Origin of the sequence: Microbacterium gawkjiense (genome assembly GCF_031932225.1) — a bacterium.
Classification (GTDB): Bacteria; Actinomycetota; Actinomycetes; order Actinomycetales; family Microbacteriaceae; genus Microbacterium; species Microbacterium gawkjiense.
Genome location: NZ_JAUZVV010000002.1, coordinates 291,774 through 309,312, shown reverse-complemented (window position 1 = coordinate 309,312; position 17,539 = coordinate 291,774). Strand labels below are relative to the sequence as shown.

Genomic DNA, 17,539 nt, shown 5'->3' with positions numbered 1-17,539 from the left:
CGGTCAGGCCGCGCACTCGGTGCAGATGGCACCGATCGAGGTCTGGTGGTCGATCTGGGTGCGGTGCTTCACGAGGAAGCACTCAACACAGGTGAACTCGTCCTCCTGCGGAGGCAGGACGACGACGTCGAGGTCGACGTCGGAGAGGTCGGCGCCGGGCAGTTCGAAACCGCTCGGGTTGTCGGAGTCCTCGACGTCGACCGAGCCGGACATCTTGTCCGGGACGCGTTCCTTCAGAGCCTCGATCGACTCGCTGTCGTCTTCGGTCTTGCGGGGGGCGTCGTAATCCGTGGCCATGCGAGAACGTCTCAACTTTCGGGGTGTTGCAGTGGGTACGGCCCGTTCGGGCGGCCATAGTTTGCATCACGCACCCGTGAATCGCAAATGGGCCGCCGGGTCACCGCCGCCTTTCGGAGGGGCCTCACCGCAAACTCGCGGCACGCCCGGGATATTCCCGTCGCCGGGCGCCCGCCGTGACACCATGGGCGCACACGCTGGATCTGGAGGACGTCCGCATGGAACAGCTCAAAGTGATCGGCACCGAGGACGGTCGCCTCATGCTCGCGACCGACGCCGGTGACCGCTTCTCGCTCGCCGTCGACGAGGCGCTGCGCACGCAGTTGCGCCGCCTGCAGCGCGACGCCGAACCTCGACTCGCCCGCCCCAACCCCCGCGACATCCAGGCGCACATCCGTGCCGGGATGTCGGCTGAGGACGTCGCCCAGCTGCTCGGAGTCCGCGTCGAGGACGTCCAGCGTTTCGAAGGGCCCGTCCTCGCCGAGCGCGAGCACGTCGTCGACCAGGCCCTCGCCGTGACCGTGCTGATCGGCGGCGAGCTCGACCCCGGGGCGCAGCCCACGTTCGGCAACGCCGTGCGCGCGAAGCTCGCCGAGGCGGGCGCGACCGGCGAACGGTGGACGAGCTGGAAGGACCAGAACGGCTGGACCGTGAAGCTCGAGTTCACCGTCGGCGAGGTCGAGCACGACGCGCGGTGGTCGTTCGACCCCCGCCGATCCTCGCTCGCACCCCAGAACTCCGACGCGACGCAGCTCTCCCGGCAAGGCTCCCTCCCGGAGGGCCTCATCCCTCGCCTGCGCGCCCTCGACACCGCTCCGCAGAAGGATGCCTCGCGGTTCGACAGCGGATCGTTCGGTCCCCGCGGGCTCGTCGCCCCCGACGGCGCGGCCGAAGCGACCGACGATCGCCCCTCCTCCTCGGCGGCTGTACAGCAGGCCGCGATCAAGCGTGCCCCGGACGCCCCGGTGACCTCCGCGGAGACGGCCGACCTCCTCGAGGCGCTCCGCCGCCGCCGCGGACAGCGCGAGCCGATGCCGACGGAGCAGACCGAACAGCGGTCGTCGAGCCCGGTCGCCCTGTTCGACGCGCTCGAGACGCCCGAGGAGTCCGCCCCCGACGAGCCGGCACCCACCGAGACCGAGGCGAGCGAGGCTCCGGCCGAGCAGACGCGCCGCCGCGGACGCACGTCGATGCCGTCGTGGGACGAGATCGTCTTCGGCGCCCGCACCGAGGACGGCTGAGCGTCAGGCGAACGACCCCAGTCGCACCATCGGGACGACGCGCTCCTGATCGGTGAGTGATCCGTGCTGCCCGATCATGCTCTGCGGCCGCTTGTCCGACTCCCGGTCGTCGTAGTACGCGACCGCTGAGCGGGCGGCCACCAGGACGTCGCCGATGCGAGGGAGCACCTCCGCGTCCACGACCTCGCCGAACAGGCCCGCCACGACCGCCTCGTCGCGCGACAGCACCCAGGACCTTCCGGACTCGGCCTCGTGCCACCGACGCAAGACGTCGTCCGCGCGTCCCTCCTCCGCGTAGAGATGGAGCATGCGCGGCTCGCCGCCCACGATGCGGACGTCGTCGACCAGCGGATCGCCGTCCTGCAGGAGCAGGTGACGGTGCCGCGGGACGTCGACCACCCCGTGGTCGGCCGTGACGATGGCACCCGCATGGGCGCCCATCGCCGTGTCGAGATCGCGCGCCGCCACGTCGACGGTCTCCAGCGCGGCCGACCATTCGTCGCTCTCCCACCCGCGCGCGTGCGCGATCGTGTCGAGCTCGGGGATGTAGGTGTAGACGAGGGCGCCAGGATGCCGCAACGCGAGATCCGCGGAGCGCTCCATGCGCTCGGCGATGGTCGTGGCCCCGATGAACTCCGCGCCGCGCTGCAGCGCGCGGGTGAACCCGGTCGCGGCGTACCGCGGCGACGAGACGACGAAGCAGGGTCGCCCGGCTGCGGTCTCGCGTTCGAGTATCGGCGCGCAGCGCTGCCACGTGAGCGGATCGAGACCGTCGGTCTCCCAACCCTTGAGCTGATTCGGTGCCAGGTCGGTGCCCGGCACCCGCACGCGGTAGCCGACGAGGCCGTGCCGGCCCGGCGACTCTCCGGTGAGCAGACTCGTCAGCGCCGCTGCGGTCGTCGCGGGGAAGACGGTGCGCGCGGCATCCTTCTTCGTCATGCGTCCGGCGAGGAAACGGGCGTACCCGGCGCGGGCGGTGAGGTTCGATCGACCGAGTCCGTCGACCATGACGACGATCGCCGATCGCGCCGGCGCGAACCACTCGCCGCGCCCCTGCAGCGACGCCAGGATCTGCGGCACGACACCGGTGAGGCTCCGGGCCGTGGGCGGGTCCGCGGGTAGGCTGGCAGTCATCCGGGTCAGTCTTCCACACGGTGCCCCGCCGCCGTCCTGACCCCTGGCAGCATCTCCCGAAGACCGATCGAGGCCATGGCATCGCGCACTCCCCCTCCCCCTCCCGCCGTTGAACGCATCGAGGACGTCGATCTCGCCGACGAGATGCAGGGGTCCTTCCTGGAGTACGCCTACTCGGTCATCTACTCGCGCGCCCTGCCCGACGCGCGGGACGGCCTGAAGCCGGTGCAGCGCCGCATCCTCTTTCAGATGTCGGAGATGGGGCTGCGCCCCGACCGCGGGCACGTCAAGAGCGCGCGCGTCGTCGGCGACGTCATGGGAAAGCTCCACCCGCACGGAGACTCCGCGATCTACGACGCGCTCGTGCGTCTCGCCCAGGACTTCGCCCTGCGCGTCCCGCTCGTCGACGGCCACGGCAACTTCGGCTCGCTCGACGACGGCCCCGCCGCGGCGCGGTACACGGAGGTCCGACTCGCGGCATCCGCCCTCGCACTCACCGAGAACCTCGACGAGGACGTCGTTGACTTCATCCCGAACTACGACGGCCAGTTCCAGCAGCCCGAGGTGCTGTCGGCCGCCTTCCCGAACCTCCTCGTCAACGGCGCGACCGGCATCGCCGTCGGCATGGCGACCAACATGGCGCCGCACAACCTCATCGAGGTCGTCTCGGCCGCCGTCCACCTGCTCGAGCACCCCGACGCGACCCTCGACGAGCTCATGGAGTTCGTGCCGGGTCCCGACCTCCCCGGCGGCGGCGTCATCGTCGGACTCGACGGCATCAAGGAGGCGTACGAGACCGGTCGCGGCTCCTTCCGCACCCGCGCGAAGACGTCGATCGAATCGCTCGGCCCGCGCCGCACCGGCATCGTCGTCACCGAGCTCCCCTACATGGTCGGCCCCGAGCGGGTGATGGAGAAGATCCGCGACGCCGTCACCGCGAAGAAGCTCACCGGCATCTCGGACCTGACCGACCTCACCGACCGCAACAACGGTCTGCGGCTCGTGATCGGCATCAAGACGGGCTTCGACCCGAACGCCGTGCTCGAGCAGCTGTACCGCCTGACGCCGCTCGAGGACTCGTTCGGCATCAACAACGTCGCCCTCGTCGCGGGTCAGCCGCAGACGCTCGGGCTGAAGGACCTCCTGCGGGTGTACCTGGACCACCGCATCCAGGTCGTCACGCGGCGCAGCCGCTACCGGCTCGCCCGCAAGCAGGAACGCCTCCACCTCGTCGAGGGCCTCCTCATCGCGATCCTCGACATCGACGAGGTCATCCAGGTGATCCGGACCTCGGACGACAGCGATCAGGCCCGCACGCGACTCATGGACGTGTTCGACCTGTCGCAGCCGCAGGCCGAGTACATCCTCGAACTGCGCCTGCGCCGGCTGACGAAGTTCTCGCGTGTGGAGCTCGAGAGCGAGCGCGACACCCTGAAGGCCGACATCGCCGCGCTGGAGGAGCTGCTGGCCAGCGACGTGCTCCTGCGCCGTCAGGTCGCGAAGGAGCTGGATGCCGCGGCCGAGGCCTTCGGCACGCCGCGCCGCACCCTGCTCATGAACGGCGGACCGGTCACCCCGCGCGGCCGCGCCGCTGCCCCCGCCGATCTGCAGATCGCCGACGCCCCGTGCCGCGTCTTCCTCTCCGCGACCGGCCGCATGGTGCGCGCAGAGTTGGTACCCGACGCACCGGGAGGCGGCATCGTGCCGCCGGCACGCCGGTCCAAGCACGACGCCATCCGGTCGGCGGTCGACACGACGACCCGCGGCGACCTGGGCGCGGTGACCACGCTCGGACGCCTCGTCCGGTTCACCCCCGTCGACCTCCCCTCGGTCCCGGCGAACTCGGTACAGCTGGCGGCCGGCACGCGCGCCGCGCAGTACCTCGGGCTGGGCGCGAACGAGCACGTGCTCGCCCTCGTCCCGTTGACGGCCGACGCGCCGATCGCGCTGGGCACGGCGCAGGGCGTCGTCAAGCGGGTCGCGGCGACCGAGCTCCCGGCCGGTAAGCCGGACGTCGAGATCATCGCGCTCAAGCCCGGCGACACCGTCGTCGGGGCGGCGCTCGCGGCGGACGGGACCGAACTCGTCTTCGTCACGACCGATGCTCAGCTGCTGCGGTTCGATGCCGCGGCCGTGCGTCCCCAGGGCCGCTCGGCGGGCGGCATGGCCGGCATCCGTCTCACAGGCGACGCCCGCGTGATCGCCTTCACTGCCGTGGCCGCGAGCAACGACACCGTCGTCGCGACCGTCGCCGGATCCACCGCGGCCCTGCCGGGGACGGATGCCGGATCCGCGAAGGTCTCCGCGTTCACCGAGTTCCCCGCCAAGGGGCGTGCGACCGGCGGCGTACGCGCGCAGCGATTCCTGCGCGGCGAGGACGCGCTCATCCTCGCCTGGGTGGGCGATGGCCCCCGCGCCGTGGGTGCGGACGGCTCGGTCCGGCAGCTGCCCGAACCGGGTGCGAAACGCGACGCCTCCGGTCAGGTCCTCGACGCCGTCATCGGCGCCATCGGCACCGCGGTCTCCTGAGGCGGCACGGCGTGGCTCGGCGCGGCATCCATGTGGAGATCGACATCGCCGCGCCGATGGAGCACCTCTGGGCGCTCACCCAGGACCCCGAGCTGCACCCGCGCTGGGACGTCCGGTTCTCGCGCATCCAGCCGACGGGCACCGACGCGTCCGGGAGGCAGCGGTTCACGTACGAACGCCGGACGCCGCTCCACACGGTGCGGGGCACGGGTGTCAGCCTGGGCGAGCGCCTGCGGCCCGACCGCGCCCGGACGTCGGCGCTGCGTTTCTCGACGACCGATCGACTCTCTCCGATACGCCGCGGACGGGGGTACTGGCGGTACATCCCCCTGCGCGACGGCAGGGTGCGATTCGTGACGGGGTACGATTACGACCCCGGGTGGGGCCCCGCCGACGTCCTCGTGCGTCCGCTCCTCGGCTGGGCGACGGCGTGGAGCTTCGACCGGCTGCGCATCTGGGCCGAGACGGGGGTCGCACCGGAGCGCTGGGGCCTCGTCTCCGTCTTGGCCTGGTGGCGCGCCGACCGACCTCGCGCGGCGCGGTGCGGTCGTCGACCCGCCGGCCGGCACGCCCTCGACGATGCGCCGGCAACCCTCGTCGGCCTTCGGGAGCCGACATGACCTCGCTCTTCCGCACCACGATGGGAGCGGACTTCGATCGTCTGCACCCGCAGCTCCAGCGTCGTTTCGACGTCGGGCTGACGGGCGGCATGGCTTGCGTGGGACGCGGGGTCATGAGGCAGATCACGCGCGGCCCGTGGTGGACGGTGCCGTTCCTGCAGATCGGGCGCCTTCGCAACATCCTCGTCCCCGACGTGGGCGCCGACGTCCCCTTCACCATCGCCAACTACCCCTACCTCGATCCGTACGGACGGGAGACGGTCACCTTCGTGCGCGAGTACCGGGTCCGCGGCAGGAGGCGCCGGTTCGACGCGACGATGGTGGCAGGGCACGACGGGATCGTCGACTACCTGGGGACCCACCAGCACCTCGCGGTCGACCTCGACGTGTCGGCGGAGCCCGACGGGTCACTCCTCCTGCGGAGCGGCGCGCAGCGCTTCTACGAGGGGCCGGTCGCCTTCCGCTTCCCGATGCTGTTCAGCGGCCGCGCGACTCTCCGCGAGCGGTTCGACGAGACCGACGGACGGTTCCACGTCGACCTCCGCGTCGACAACGACCGCTTCGGGTACCTCTTCGGCTACCGAGGGTCCTTCACGTGCGAGTGGATGCCGGCATCCGACGCCCCGGCTCATCTGAAGCCGCGTCGCCACGAGCGGCGCCTCTGAGTCAGGCGGTCAGCTTCGCCTTGACGTAGGCGACGATCGCGTTCGCGTGGCCGTGGCCGAGGCCGTGCTCCTCCTTGAGGAGCCCCACCGTCTCCATATGCGTCCTCGTGTCGAGCGCGTCGGCCGCGATGTCGAGCCAGTGCTGCACGGGCTGCCCATACGTCTTCTCGATGCTCGGGAAGTACGACGCCGGCCCCTTCGGCTTGTCGCCGGGGGCGATCACGGGAGCGACGACGCGGTGGGAGGTCATGAGCCCAGGGTAGACCCGAGGAGGCGCCGGGTCAGGCGTCGATCCGCTCGCGATCCAGCCGTTCGCTCGAGGTGACGATGAAGTCCCGGCGGGGCGCCACCTCGGATCCCATGAGCAGCTCGAACACGGTGGAAGCGACTTCGGCGTCCTGCACCCGGACGCGGCGGAGAGTGCGTCCCGCGCGGTCCATCGTCGTCGTCGCGAGCTGGTCCGCGTCCATCTCGCCGAGGCCCTTGTAGCGCTGCACCGGCTCCTGCCACCGCTTGCCCGACTTCGTCAGCTTCGCAAGCAGCGTGTGGAGTTCCTGCTCGCTGTAGGTGTAGATCGTCTCGTTGGGCTTGGAGCCGGGGTTCATGACGACGACGCGGTGCAGCGGCGGCACGGCGGCGTACACCCGACCCTCTTCGATGAGGGGCCGCATGTACCGGAAGAAGAGGGTGAGCAACAGCGTGCGGATGTGTGCGCCGTCGACGTCGGCGTCGCTCATCAGGATGATCTTGCCGTAGCGGGCGGCCTCGAGGTCGAAGGAGCGGCCCGAACCGGCACCGATCACCTGGATGATCGCGGCGCACTCGGCGTTCGAGAGCATGTCGCTGATCGACGCCTTCTGGACGTTGAGGATCTTGCCGCGGATCGGCAGCAGCGCCTGGTACTCGCTGTTGCGGGCGTGCTTGGCCGTCCCGAGGGCCGAGTCCCCCTCGACGATGAACAGTTCCGACTCGGCGACGTCGTTCGTCCGGCAGTCGGCGAGCTTCGTCGGCAGCGAGGACGACTCGAGCGCGTTCTTCCGGCGCTGGGTCTCCTTGTGCGTGCGCGCCGAGATCCGGGCTTTCATCTCGGAGACGACCTTCTCGAGCAGCAGGGCGGTCTGCGCCTTGTCGTCCCGCTTCGTCGAGGCGAATTTGGCGGCGAGCTCTTTCGAGACCACCGAGGTCACGATGTTGCGGACCGCCGGCGTGCCCAGGATCTCCTTCGTCTGGCCCTCGAACTGGGGCTCCGGCAGGCGGACGGTCAGCACCGCCGACAGTCCCGCGAGGATGTCGTCCTTCTCGATCTTGTCGTTCGCACCGACCTTGAGCTTGCGGGCATTCGACTCGATCTGCCCGCGCAGCGTCTTCATGAGGCCCTGCTCGAAGCCCTGCTGGTGCGTGCCGCCCTTCGGCGTCGCGATGATGTTCACGAACGAGCGGGTGACCGTCTCGTAGCCCGTCCCCCACCGCAGCGCGATGTCGACCTCGCACTCGCGCTGCACCTCGGTGGGGACCATGGCTCCGGAGGCCTGCAGGACGGGCACCGTCTCGGTGAACGTGCCGGTGCCGGTCAGACGCCACGTGTCCGTGATCGGCGCATCCGGGGCGAGGAAATCGGCGAACTCCGAGATGCCTCCGTCGAAGCGATAGCTCGTCTCGACGGTGTCCGCTGTCCGCTGGTCGACGATGACGATCTCGAGACCGGGGACGAGGAACGCGGTCTGACGCGCGCGCTGCTCCAGCTCGCTGAGATCGAACGCTGCGTCCTTCGTGAAGATCTGCCGGTCCGCCCAGTAGCGGATGCGGGTACCCGTGACACCCTTCGCCGCCTTGCCGACGACGCGCAGCTCGCTGGACTTCTCGAACGGCCGGAATCCGGATGACGGGGAAGCGCCCTCGAAGATGCCGGGCTCACCCCGGTGGAACGACATGGCGTACGTCTTGCCGGCCCGGTCGACTTCGACGTCGAGCCGCTCCGAGAGGGCGTTGACGACGGACGCGCCGACACCGTGGAGCCCACCGGATGCCGCGTACGACCCACCGCCGAACTTGCCACCCGCGTGCAGCTTGGTGAAGACGACCTCGACACCCGTCAAGCCGGTGCGCGGTTCGACGTCCACCGGGATGCCGCGCGCCCGGTCACGGACCTCGACGCTGCCGTCGGCGTGCAGGATGATCTCGATGCGGTCGCCGTGTCCGCCGAGGGCTTCGTCGACTGAGTTGTCGATGATCTCCCAGAGGCAGTGCATGAGTCCGCGGGAGTCGGTCGAGCCGATGTACATACCGGGCCGCTTGCGCACGGCCTCGAGCCCTTCCAGGACCTGGAGATGATGGGCGGAATACTCGGCTGTCACGATCTCCCATCGTATGCGGCACCCCCGACACGACGCCGACCGACACACACGCCGTCACGAGGTCGACACGCACAGCGGGCGCATACCGTACGCGCACAGCGAAATGTCATGCAATGGCGGCATACCCGCAACATCGGCGTGGTTGTATTGCGTGACAGTTCACCCGTCATGAGCAGTACGAGGAGGCACCTGACATGAGCACGTCGACCACCACCGAGCCCGGAGCCGTCCTCGAACACCGCCTGACGGCGATGGATCGCTGCGACTCCTGCGGAGCCCAGGCCTACATCGCCGCCGAGGTCAACGGGAGCGAACTCCTGTTCTGCGCCCACCACGGCCGCAAGTACGAGGAGAAACTCCGCGCCGTCGCCACCTCGTGGCACGACGAGACCGCCCGCCTGACCGAGTCGGTCTGAGCCGCGGCATCCCGATCACGACGAAAGCCCCCTGCGATGCAGGGGGCTTTCGCGTTGCAGGTCAGAACCCGACGGCCGCCTGGTACACCGGGAGGAGGCCCGTCCGCACACCCGACGCCGACGGCTTCGGCTGGAAGACGCTGGAGTTGTGGTTGCCCTCGATGACGACGGGACCGTTCGCGGTGATCGCGATGTCCCAGCCCACGTAGGGCGCCTCGGGCGTCCGTCGGGCGAGGGCGGCGACCAGATCGAGGACCTCGCTGTAGAGCGGCACCCGGAACCCGACGATCGGCGTTCCCGTCACGGGGTGCTCGCGGTAGACGTTGCTGTTCTTGTCGACACCGGGGTACAGCGCGACGCCCTCGTCGTCGAGCATCGTGAACATCCCGCCCGAGGCGAAGTTGTCGATGACGTCGCCGTTGCCGATGCGCAGCACGGCCGCCAGCAGGTGCACACGGTCGTCTTTGTCGAGGAACGTGATGAGCCGGACGGTGTTGACCGCGTCCGGGTACAGCGCCGACATCTCGGGGTGCTGCATGATGAACTCGTCGAGCACCGTCTGGCCCTGGGCGGTCACCTCGGCCCGGAACCGCGCCGGGTCGACGTCGGGGCCGACCTCGTGGAGCTCGATCCCCCCGCCGCCGTGACCCTCGTTGGGCTTGGCCAGCACACGCGGGTGCCGGGAGAGGAACGCCGCCAGCTGCGCGTCGTCGACGTCCCGCAGATCGATCGTCTCGCGACCGAGCAGATCGGCGTACTCGCGGGCGAACCGGCGCTTGTCCTCGAGCTTCGAGCGCCCCTCGGGCGTGTTGTACATCTTCGTGATCCGGAAGGATTTCGGATGCGTCATCCACGTCTTCCGCTCACGCGCGTTCAGGAGCCGGATGTCCCACACCGCGTAGTCGCGGAACGCCATGTCGTAGCGCACCGAGCACCACAGCATGTCCGCGATGATCACCGGCAGCGGCGCCTTCGACACCCGCTGGACGGTACGCGCGAACTCGACGAGGTTGCCCGGGCGGAGCTTGCGTGCGCGACGGATCAGGTACTGCAGGCGGACGCGGATGCGGCGCATGTCGGTCCCTTCGGTTGGGGTCGGTCAGAAGCGCATCGCAGCGCGGTAGCGGGGCAGCAGACCGCGACGGATGCCGGAGACCGAGGGCTTCGACTGGAAGACGCCGGAGTTGTGGTTGCCCTCGATGACGACGGGGCCGTCGGGCGTGATGGCGATGTCCCACCCGATGTACGGGAAGGCCGGCACGCGACGCGCGAGCCGGTCGACGAGCTCGAGCACCTCGTCGTAGAGCGGCACCTGGAACCCCGTGATGGGTGTTCCCGTCGCGGGGTGCTCGGCGAAGGGGCGCCCCTCCTCGTCGCTGGCGGCGTGGAGGGCACGACCCTGCTCGTCGAGCATCGTGTACATGCCGCCGTTGCTGAAGTTGTCGATGACGCCGCCGTTGCCGATCTTTAGCACACCCGCGAGGACGTGCACCTCGCCGTCGGGATCGAGGTAGGACACCATCCGGAGCGAGTTGACGCTCCCGGGGTACAGCGCCGCCATGTCGGGATGCTGCACGAGCACCTCCTCGACGAGCGTCTGACCGTCGGCGAGCAGCCGATCGCGGAAGGCGTCGACGTCCCCGATGTCGGCGGAGTCGACGAGCGTGATCCCGTTGCCGCCCACGCCGCCGGGGTTCTTGGCGATGATGCGCGGGTGGCGGGCGACGAAGGCGGCGAAGGTCGCGGCATCCGACTCACCGAGGTCGAGCCACTGACGACCCAACTCGAGCCCGAAACGGGTGGCGAACTGGAGCTTGTCGTCGAAGATCGCCCGCTGCGCGTTGTCGTTGAGGCGTCGCGAGAGGTGGAACGACTTGGGGTCGGTCATGTACGTCTTACGCTCACGACCCTTGAGGATGCGGAAGTCCCACTCCGAGTAGTTCTCGAACGTCGTCTCGTAGCGCACCGAGCACCAGGCCATGTCGGCGACGACCCACCACAGCGGCGCCTTCGACAGCCGCGCGGACTGACGGGCGAACTGCAGCACACGCTCGGTGTCGAAGTTGACCACCCGGCGCACGAAGAAGCGGGCACGGCGGTAGAGCCTGTTCACGGCGCCCACGGTCAGCCCTTCGACGGACGGATGATGCCGAGCGGCGTGGACTGGTGTCCCTGGCCGAGCGGGTTGTCCGAGAGGATGCGAACGAGCCGCTGCTCCCCCGCCTTGTCGAGCGTCGACCCGAGGATGTTGCCGCCGATGTCGTTGATGTCGACGACCGCCACCTCGAACGCGCCGCCGAGACGGGACTTCAGGCGCGCGGCCACGGCGGCCGGCTCCTTCGGACCGAGCACGACCGCCTTGTTGTACGGCGGGATCGTGTGCGGAGTCGGGCCGTCGATCGAGCGCGCCTTGTCGCCGGCGATCCGGTAGAAGTCACCGCGTCGTCCGAACAGCTTCGTGATCGCGGCGACGCCGGCGGCGAACAGGATGCGGGGCGTCCCGCATTCGCGCAGCGCCATCTCCATCGTCTCGGGCATGCCCAGGCCGATGCCGTACTTCGTCTTGACGACGTAACGCGAGAGGAAACGCGCGAGCGGGCGCGGCGCGATGTCCTCGACGAGGTACGACCTGCCCTGCGTGATCGCGACGATCTTCTCCGTCACGAACAGCAGATCACCGGGCTGCAGCTCGGGCGAGGCGTAGGTCGCGACGATCTCGTCGATGTCCTCGCCCGGCATGACGACGTGCGTCCGGATCGGGATCCGGGCGTACGTCGCGCCGTCGACCGCTCGCGTGAGCTCCTTGCCCTCGTTCGCGGCGCCGCTCATTCGAGGTAGTCCCGCAGCGACTGCGACCGCGACGGGTGCCGCAGCTTCGCCATCGTCTTGGACTCGATCTGACGGATCCGCTCCCGCGTGACGCCGAACGTGTCGCCGATCTGGTCGAGCGTCTTGGGCTGACCGTCGCCGAGGCCGAACCGCATCCGGATGACGCCCGCCTCGCGCTCGCTGAGCGAGTCGAGCAGGGACTCCAGCTGACGCTGCAGCATCGTGAACCCGACGGCGTCGGCGGGGACCACGGCCTCGGTGTCCTCGATGAGGTCACCGAACTCGCTGTCGCCGTCCTCACCGAGGGGCGTGTGGAGCGAGATGGGCTCGCGGCCGTACTTCTGGACCTCGATGACCTTCTCGGGCGTCATGTCGAGCTCGCGGCTGAGCTCCTCGGGCGTGGGCTCGCGACCCAGGTCCTGGAGCATCTGCCGCTGCACGCGGGCCAACTTGTTGATGACCTCGACCATATGGACGGGGATGCGGATCGTGCGCGCCTGGTCGGCCATCGCGCGGGTGATCGCCTGACGGATCCACCAGGTGGCGTAGGTCGAGAACTTGAAGCCCTTGGTGTAGTCGAACTTCTCGACGGCACGGATGAGGCCGAGGTTGCCCTCCTGGATGAGGTCCAGGAACTGCATGCCGCGACCGGTGTAGCGCTTGGCCAACGAGACGACCAGTCGCAGGTTCGCGCCGAGCAGGTGGCTCTTGGCGCGCTGCCCGTCACGGGCGACCCACTGCAGGTCGAGACCGAGCTGCGACGACTTCTCGGCCGCCGTCATGTGCGACAGCTTCTCCTCGGCGAACAGGCCCGCCTCGATCCGCATCGCGAGCTCGACCTCTTCGGCCGCGTTGAGGAGCGGGACCTTACCGATCTGCTTCAGGTAGTCCTTGACCGGGTCGGCGGTCGCACCGGTGATCTGCGTCGAGTAGACCGGGACCTCGTCGTCGTCCGAGGACGAGATGACGATCGCGCCCGTCGGGAGCGGCTCGGTGAAGGCAGGCTTCGCGGGCTCGTCCTCGTCCTCGCCGTCCGCCTTCTCGGCATCCTTCTTCGTGTCGTCGTCCGAGGCGTCGTCGGCGGCGTCGACGTCGATCTCGACCTCGTCGACTTCTTCGTCTTCGTCCTCGTCGTCGGCTGCCTTCTTGGCGCGTGCCTTGGCCGGGGACGCCTTCGTCGCGGCCGGCTTCTTCGCCGCGGCCTTGCGAGCCGGAGCCTTCTTCGCCGGGGTGGTCGCCGCCTCGGGCTCGACCGCTTCGGCGTCGTCGACCGTGTCGGCCGCGCGTGTACGGGTGGTCCTCGTGCTCGAAGTCACGTTTCGCCTTTCACCGACGGCACTCCGCCGGGTTTCGGACACTAGTAAGACCCTTGTCAAGTCCGCCGGACTCGCACGGAAGCGACTCCACGGGCCCGACAACGGGTCATTTCGTCCATTCTCTCATACGTCTTGGATGCATGAAGGACGTACCCGTGTCAACACCGAATACGTTGTGCGCATTCCCCGGCGGAATGCTGTCACGGCGGCGCGGGGTGCGACTCAGCCGAGCCCGGGGCGCCGGTCGTCGTCGCCGGAGGGACGGTTCGCGAGGAACCGCTCGAGCTCGGCGGCCAGCTCGTCGGCGGACGGCAGATCGCCGGTGTGGATGATCGGCTGGGCCTGCGTCGAGCCCGCCATGTAAGCGTCGTAACGGTTCTCGAGGTTGCCGAGCATGGCGGTTAGTTCCTCACTGGCCGCGACCTGGTCGTCCACCTTCTCGAGGTACTCCCGGTTCTCCTCACGGAGGGTGTCGCTGTCGAAGACGAGACCGGTCGCGACGGAGACGCTGTCGAGCGCGGCGATCGCCGCCGCGGGGAAGTCCGTCTCCGCGAGGTAGTGCGGCACCAGCAGGGCGAACCCGGACACCGAGACACCGGCATCCGAGAGCCGGTACTCGAGGAGGTGCCCGGCGGTCGAGGGGACCTGGGTGCGGGGCTTCCACACGGAGTGCGCCTCGGTGAGGTCGGCGCGGTTGCCGCTGACCGTCGTCCCCAGCGGCCGCGTGTGGGGCACCGGCATCGGGATCGCGTGCACCCACGTGACCGACCGGACCTGCAGCCCCTCGGCGAGTCCGACGACGGTGTCGACGAAGGCCTCCCAGGCGAAGTCGGGCTCGTAGCCGGACAGCAGGACGAAGGGCTGACCCAGCGAGTCGTGGACCAGCGCGAGGTCGAGACGGGGAGGCTGGTAGTCCTCGAGGTGGTCGCCGTTGAAGGTGATGAGGGGCCGGCGGGCGCGGTAGTCGAACAGCACGTCCGGGTTGAAGGTGATGACCGGTTGCGGGTCGAGCTCGGTGTGGAGGTGGTCGACGACGCGGGTGACCGCGGAACCGGCATCCGTGAAGCCGGTCAACGCGACGACCAGCGGAAGGCCCGCGGGCACGGGCGGCGCCGTCGTGATGCGCTCGTAGAGGGGACCAGACAGGGGCATGTCTCCACTGTAGGAGCACGCCCGAAGCAGGCGGCGCGCCACCCGTCCCGCTCTGAGCGAACGCCCCGTCCATAGGATGGAGTCCATGCCGTACCCCGAGCTGACCGTGTCCACTTCTCCTGCACGCGACGGCGGTGCCGACGCAATCATCCTCGCCCTCCCGCCGCTCGACGACGCGGCGTCGGTCCTCGCGGACTGGCCGGGTGTCGAGGAGGTCCTCCGCGGCATCGGATTCAGCGGCACCCCCGGGACGACGACCCGGGTCTTCGCCCCCGCGTCCACCGCGCTCCCCCTCTTCGTCGTGGGGACCGGCTCTGCGCCCTCGGCCGAGGCGATCCGGGATGCCGTCGGTGCCGCCGTGCGCACGACGACGGGATTCGTCCGGCTCGCCGTCGCCCTCCCGCACGCCGAAGCGCACTGGCGCGCCGCGGCCGAAGGCGCGGTCCTCGGCGGATACCGCTTCGAGGGATACAAGTCCTCCGAGTCCGCGAAGACCCGCGCCTCCCACGTCGTCCTGCACCTGTCGGCCGACGTCGACCCGGAGGATCTGCGCGCGGTCGACGTCACCGGGTCCGCCGTCGCCCTCGTCAAGGACCTCGTCAACGTGCCCGCGGAGTGGCTCGGACCCGCCGATCTCGCCGAGCGCGCCATCGAGGCCGTCGCGGGGCTCCCCGTCGACGTCGAGGTGCTCGACGAGACCGAGCTCGCGGCGGAGGGCTACGGCGGCATCCTGGGCGTCGGCAAGGGGTCCGACCGTCCGCCGCGCCTCGTCCGCCTGACTTACGCCCCCGCGGGCGCCGACCGCCACATCGCCCTGGTGGGCAAGGGGATCACGTTCGACACCGGCGGACTCTCGCTGAAGCCACCGGCATCCATGGTCGGGATGAAGTTCGACATGGCGGGCGCGGCGACCGCGCTCGCGGTGGTGCGCGCCGCCGCGCAGCGCGAACTGCCGATCGCGGTGACCGCGTGGCTGTGCATCGCCGACAACATGCCCTCCGGGCGCGCGACCCGCCCCGGCGACGTCCTGCGGATGCTCGACGGGACGAGTGTCGAGGTCCTCAACACGGATGCCGAGGGTCGCCTCGTCCTCGCCGACGGGCTCGTCGCGGCGAGCCGGACGCGACCCGATGTCATCGTCGACGTCGCGACGCTCACGGGTGCCGTGATCGTCGCGCTCGGCAACCGCCACACGGGGGTCATGGGCGACGACGCGACCGTGGCGCGCTACCTCGAGGCGGCAGCATCCGCCGGTGAGGCCGCATGGCAGCTGCCGCTCCCCGACCACATGGAGGACGAACTCGACTCCCCCATCGCGGACCTCCGCAACGCCAAGGTCGGCGACCCGGCGGGCGGCACGATGTTCGCCGGACTCTTCCTGCGCCGCTTCGTCGGACGCACGGGAGAGGATGCCGACGCCCCCCGCATCCCGTGGGTGCACCTCGACATCGCGGGCAGCGGCGAGAACAAGGCCTCGCCCTTCGGCCCGACCGACAAGGGACCCACGGCGGCGACGGTCCGTTCGCTGCTCGCCTTCCTCGAGGCGGAGATCCGATGAGCCGCCACGAGTTCGACGTCGTCGTCCTGGGCGGCGGCAGCGGCGGGTACGCCGCCGCGATCCGCGCGAGCGAGCTGGGCAAGAAGGTCGCCCTCATCGAGAAGGACAAAGTCGGGGGAACCTGCCTGCACCGCGGCTGCGTGCCGACCAAGGCGCTCCTCCACACCGCGGAGATCGCTGACCACGTGCGGGAAGCCGCCGCGGTCGGCGTCAACGCCTCGCTGACGGGGTTCGATCCGGCGCGGATGACCGCTTACCGCGAAGGCATCGTCGCCAAGAAGTACCGCGGCCTGCAGAGCCTGCTGTCCACGCGCGGCATCACCGTGGTCGCCGGCGAGGGCCGGCTGAGCGCGGACCGGTCCGTGATCGTCGGCGAGGACGAGTACGCGGGTGCGGACGTCATCCTCGCGACGGGCTCGCAGACGAGGTCGCTCCCGGGGATCGAGGTCGGCGGGCGGGTGCTCACGAGCGAGACCGCGCTGACGCTCGACACCGTCCCCGGCTCGGTGGTCGTCCTGGGCGGCGGGGTCATCGGGGTCGAGTTCGCGAGCGCGTGGCGTTCGCTCGGCGTCGACGTCCTCATCGTCGAGGCCCTCGACCGGCTGCTCCCGGCAGAGGATGCCGCATCGAGCAAGGCCCTCGAACGCGCGTACCGCAAGCGCGGCATCCGGACCGCCCTCTCGACCCGCTGCGAGGGCGTCTCGCAGCGCGAGGACGGCGTGGCCGTCACGCTCTCGGACGGAGCCGTCGTCGAGGCGGACTACGTCCTCGTGGCGGTCGGACGAGGTCCCGTCACCGACGGCCTGGGCCTGGACGAGGCAGGTGTCACCCGCGACCGGGGGTTCGTCGTCGTGGGCGACGACCTGCAGACCTCGGTCCCCCACGTGTGGGCCGTGGGCGACATCGTCCCCGGGCTCCAGCTCGCGCACCGCAGCTTCCAGCAGGGCATCTTCGTTGCGGAGCGGATCGCCGGTCTCGCGCCGGTCGCCGTCCCCGAATCGACCATCCCGCGCGTGTCGTACTCCCACCCGGAGGTCGCCTCGGTCGGCCTCACCGAGGAGCAGGCGCGCGCCGCGCACGGGGATCGCGTCGCGGCCTACGAGTTCAACCTCGCCGGCAACGCGAAGAGCGAGATCCTCGGGACTGCGGGCTTCGCCAAGGTCGTCCGCATCGTCGACGGCCCCGTCGTGGGCGTGCACCTCGTCGGCGACCGCGTCGGCGAGCTCATCACCGAGGGGCAGCTCGCGATCGGATGGGAAGCCCACCCCGAGGACATCGCACCGTTCGTCCACGCGCATCCGACCCAGAGCGAAGCCCTCGGCGAGGCGTTCCTCGCGCTCGCGGGCAAGCCCCTCCATACCGTCTGACCCCGTCGCACGGGCGACACTAAGCTAGACAGCACATCGCACTTTCTTGAAGGAGACACAG

16 protein-coding genes are annotated in these 17,539 nt (G+C 70.0%); 7 read left to right on the top strand and 9 right to left on the bottom strand.

Annotated features, from left to right (window positions below; translation table 11 throughout):
- Positions 1 to 3: 3 nt before the first annotated feature.
- A complete protein-coding gene (locus tag Q9S71_RS09595; protein WP_018186686.1) occupies positions 4 to 297 on the bottom strand; it encodes a DUF4193 domain-containing protein in 294 nt (97 codons plus the stop codon).
- A gap of 218 nt (positions 298 to 515) precedes the next feature.
- Here Q9S71_RS09595 and sepH point away from each other — a divergent pair, with 218 nt between their 5' ends.
- Positions 516 to 1,538: a septation protein SepH gene (gene sepH, locus Q9S71_RS09590; protein WP_217531700.1), complete on the top strand. Its 1,023-nt coding sequence runs from the start codon at positions 516 to 518 to the stop codon at positions 1,536 to 1,538.
- A 3-nt stretch (positions 1,539 to 1,541) separates the two neighbouring features.
- Here sepH and Q9S71_RS09585 read toward each other — a convergent pair whose 3' ends face one another.
- Positions 1,542 to 2,672 carry an alkaline phosphatase family protein gene (locus Q9S71_RS09585; RefSeq protein WP_311862016.1) on the bottom strand — a complete coding sequence of 377 codons (1,131 nt, stop codon included), beginning with the start codon at positions 2,670 to 2,672 and terminating at the stop codon, positions 1,542 to 1,544.
- Between the two features lie 75 nt (positions 2,673 to 2,747).
- Here Q9S71_RS09585 and Q9S71_RS09580 point away from each other — a divergent pair, with 75 nt between their 5' ends.
- The 3 genes from Q9S71_RS09580 to Q9S71_RS09570 are packed head-to-tail and all read left to right on the top strand — an operon-like array spanning position 2,748 to position 6,486.
- On the top strand, positions 2,748 to 5,201 hold the full coding sequence (locus tag Q9S71_RS09580) for a DNA gyrase/topoisomerase IV subunit A (protein ID WP_311862015.1): 2,454 nt from the start codon (positions 2,748 to 2,750) through the stop codon (positions 5,199 to 5,201).
- Positions 5,202 to 5,212: 11 nt separating this feature from the next.
- Positions 5,213 to 5,821, top strand: a complete 609-nt coding sequence (locus Q9S71_RS09575) for an SRPBCC family protein (RefSeq protein WP_311862014.1) — start codon at positions 5,213 to 5,215, stop codon at positions 5,819 to 5,821.
- Entirely contained in the window at positions 5,818 to 6,486 is a 669-nt protein-coding gene (locus tag Q9S71_RS09570) for a DUF4166 domain-containing protein (protein ID WP_311862012.1), read from the top strand. The genes Q9S71_RS09575 and Q9S71_RS09570 overlap by 4 nt, the downstream gene beginning before the upstream one ends.
- A 1-nt stretch (position 6,487) precedes the next feature.
- Here Q9S71_RS09570 and Q9S71_RS09565 read toward each other — a convergent pair whose 3' ends face one another.
- Complete coding sequence (locus tag Q9S71_RS09565) at positions 6,488 to 6,736, bottom strand: DUF4287 domain-containing protein (RefSeq protein WP_311862011.1); 249 nt, start codon at positions 6,734 to 6,736, stop codon at positions 6,488 to 6,490.
- 31 nt (positions 6,737 to 6,767) lie between these two features.
- The gene (locus Q9S71_RS09560) at positions 6,768 to 8,840 is read right to left on the bottom strand and encodes a DNA gyrase/topoisomerase IV subunit B (protein WP_422880353.1); all 2,073 of its coding nucleotides are present in this window, start codon (positions 8,838 to 8,840) and stop codon (positions 6,768 to 6,770) included.
- A gap of 194 nt (positions 8,841 to 9,034) precedes the next feature.
- Here Q9S71_RS09560 and Q9S71_RS09555 point away from each other — a divergent pair, with 194 nt between their 5' ends.
- Positions 9,035 to 9,256: a DUF7455 domain-containing protein gene (locus Q9S71_RS09555; protein WP_018186680.1), complete on the top strand. Its 222-nt coding sequence runs from the start codon at positions 9,035 to 9,037 to the stop codon at positions 9,254 to 9,256.
- A 61-nt stretch (positions 9,257 to 9,317) separates the two neighbouring features.
- Here Q9S71_RS09555 and Q9S71_RS09550 read toward each other — a convergent pair whose 3' ends face one another.
- The 5 genes from Q9S71_RS09550 to Q9S71_RS09530 form a co-directional block, all read right to left on the bottom strand.
- The gene (locus tag Q9S71_RS09550; RefSeq protein WP_311862010.1) at positions 9,318 to 10,331 is read right to left on the bottom strand and encodes a sugar-transfer associated ATP-grasp domain-containing protein; all 1,014 of its coding nucleotides are present in this window, start codon (positions 10,329 to 10,331) and stop codon (positions 9,318 to 9,320) included.
- Between the two features lie 24 nt (positions 10,332 to 10,355).
- Positions 10,356 to 11,369: a sugar-transfer associated ATP-grasp domain-containing protein gene (locus Q9S71_RS09545; RefSeq protein ID WP_311862009.1), complete on the bottom strand. Its 1,014-nt coding sequence runs from the start codon at positions 11,367 to 11,369 to the stop codon at positions 10,356 to 10,358.
- 11 nt (positions 11,370 to 11,380) lie between these two features.
- Complete coding sequence (locus Q9S71_RS09540; RefSeq protein WP_064002135.1) at positions 11,381 to 12,085, bottom strand: coenzyme F420-0:L-glutamate ligase; 705 nt, start codon at positions 12,083 to 12,085, stop codon at positions 11,381 to 11,383.
- Positions 12,082 to 13,401 carry an RNA polymerase sigma factor gene (locus Q9S71_RS09535; protein ID WP_064002136.1) on the bottom strand — a complete coding sequence of 440 codons (1,320 nt, stop codon included), beginning with the start codon at positions 13,399 to 13,401 and terminating at the stop codon, positions 12,082 to 12,084. The genes Q9S71_RS09540 and Q9S71_RS09535 overlap by 4 nt, the downstream gene beginning before the upstream one ends.
- Before the next feature lie 222 nt (positions 13,402 to 13,623).
- Positions 13,624 to 14,553, bottom strand: a complete 930-nt coding sequence (locus Q9S71_RS09530; RefSeq protein ID WP_064002137.1) for a proteasome assembly chaperone family protein — start codon at positions 14,551 to 14,553, stop codon at positions 13,624 to 13,626.
- A gap of 85 nt (positions 14,554 to 14,638) precedes the next feature.
- On the opposite strand from Q9S71_RS09530, the gene Q9S71_RS09525 reads away from it, so the two are divergent.
- Positions 14,639 to 16,111, top strand: coding sequence for a leucyl aminopeptidase (locus Q9S71_RS09525; RefSeq protein WP_311862007.1), 1,473 nt, complete (start codon positions 14,639 to 14,641; stop codon positions 16,109 to 16,111).
- Positions 16,108 to 17,478: a dihydrolipoyl dehydrogenase gene (lpdA, locus tag Q9S71_RS09520; RefSeq protein ID WP_311862006.1), complete on the top strand. Its 1,371-nt coding sequence runs from the start codon at positions 16,108 to 16,110 to the stop codon at positions 17,476 to 17,478. The genes Q9S71_RS09525 and lpdA overlap by 4 nt, the downstream gene beginning before the upstream one ends.
- The last annotated feature ends 61 nt before the right edge of the window (positions 17,479 to 17,539 follow it).

Excerpts from the sequence above, each read along its gene's own strand:
- Q9S71_RS09550 (WP_311862010.1), bottom strand. The coding sequence starts at position 10,331 with ATGCGCCGCATCCGCGTCCGCCTGCAGTACCTGATCCGTCGCGCACGC.
- Q9S71_RS09570 (WP_311862012.1), top strand. The coding sequence starts at position 5,818 with ATGACCTCGCTCTTCCGCACCACGATGGGAGCGGACTTCGATCGTCTG.
- Q9S71_RS09595 (WP_018186686.1), bottom strand. The coding sequence starts at position 297 with ATGGCCACGGATTACGACGCCCCCCGCAAGACCGAAGACGACAGCGAG.
- Q9S71_RS09580 (WP_311862015.1), top strand. The coding sequence starts at position 2,748 with ATGGCATCGCGCACTCCCCCTCCCCCTCCCGCCGTTGAACGCATCGAG.
- Q9S71_RS09530 (WP_064002137.1), bottom strand. The coding sequence starts at position 14,553 with ATGCCCCTGTCTGGTCCCCTCTACGAGCGCATCACGACGGCGCCGCCC.
- sepH (WP_217531700.1), top strand. The coding sequence starts at position 516 with ATGGAACAGCTCAAAGTGATCGGCACCGAGGACGGTCGCCTCATGCTC.
- Q9S71_RS09540 (WP_064002135.1), bottom strand. The coding sequence starts at position 12,085 with ATGAGCGGCGCCGCGAACGAGGGCAAGGAGCTCACGCGAGCGGTCGAC.
- Q9S71_RS09555 (WP_018186680.1), top strand. The coding sequence starts at position 9,035 with ATGAGCACGTCGACCACCACCGAGCCCGGAGCCGTCCTCGAACACCGC.
- lpdA (WP_311862006.1), top strand. The coding sequence starts at position 16,108 with ATGAGCCGCCACGAGTTCGACGTCGTCGTCCTGGGCGGCGGCAGCGGC.
- Q9S71_RS09585 (WP_311862016.1), bottom strand. The coding sequence starts at position 2,672 with ATGACTGCCAGCCTACCCGCGGACCCGCCCACGGCCCGGAGCCTCACC.
- Q9S71_RS09525 (WP_311862007.1), top strand. The coding sequence starts at position 14,639 with ATGCCGTACCCCGAGCTGACCGTGTCCACTTCTCCTGCACGCGACGGC.
- Q9S71_RS09565 (WP_311862011.1), bottom strand. The coding sequence starts at position 6,736 with ATGACCTCCCACCGCGTCGTCGCTCCCGTGATCGCCCCCGGCGACAAG.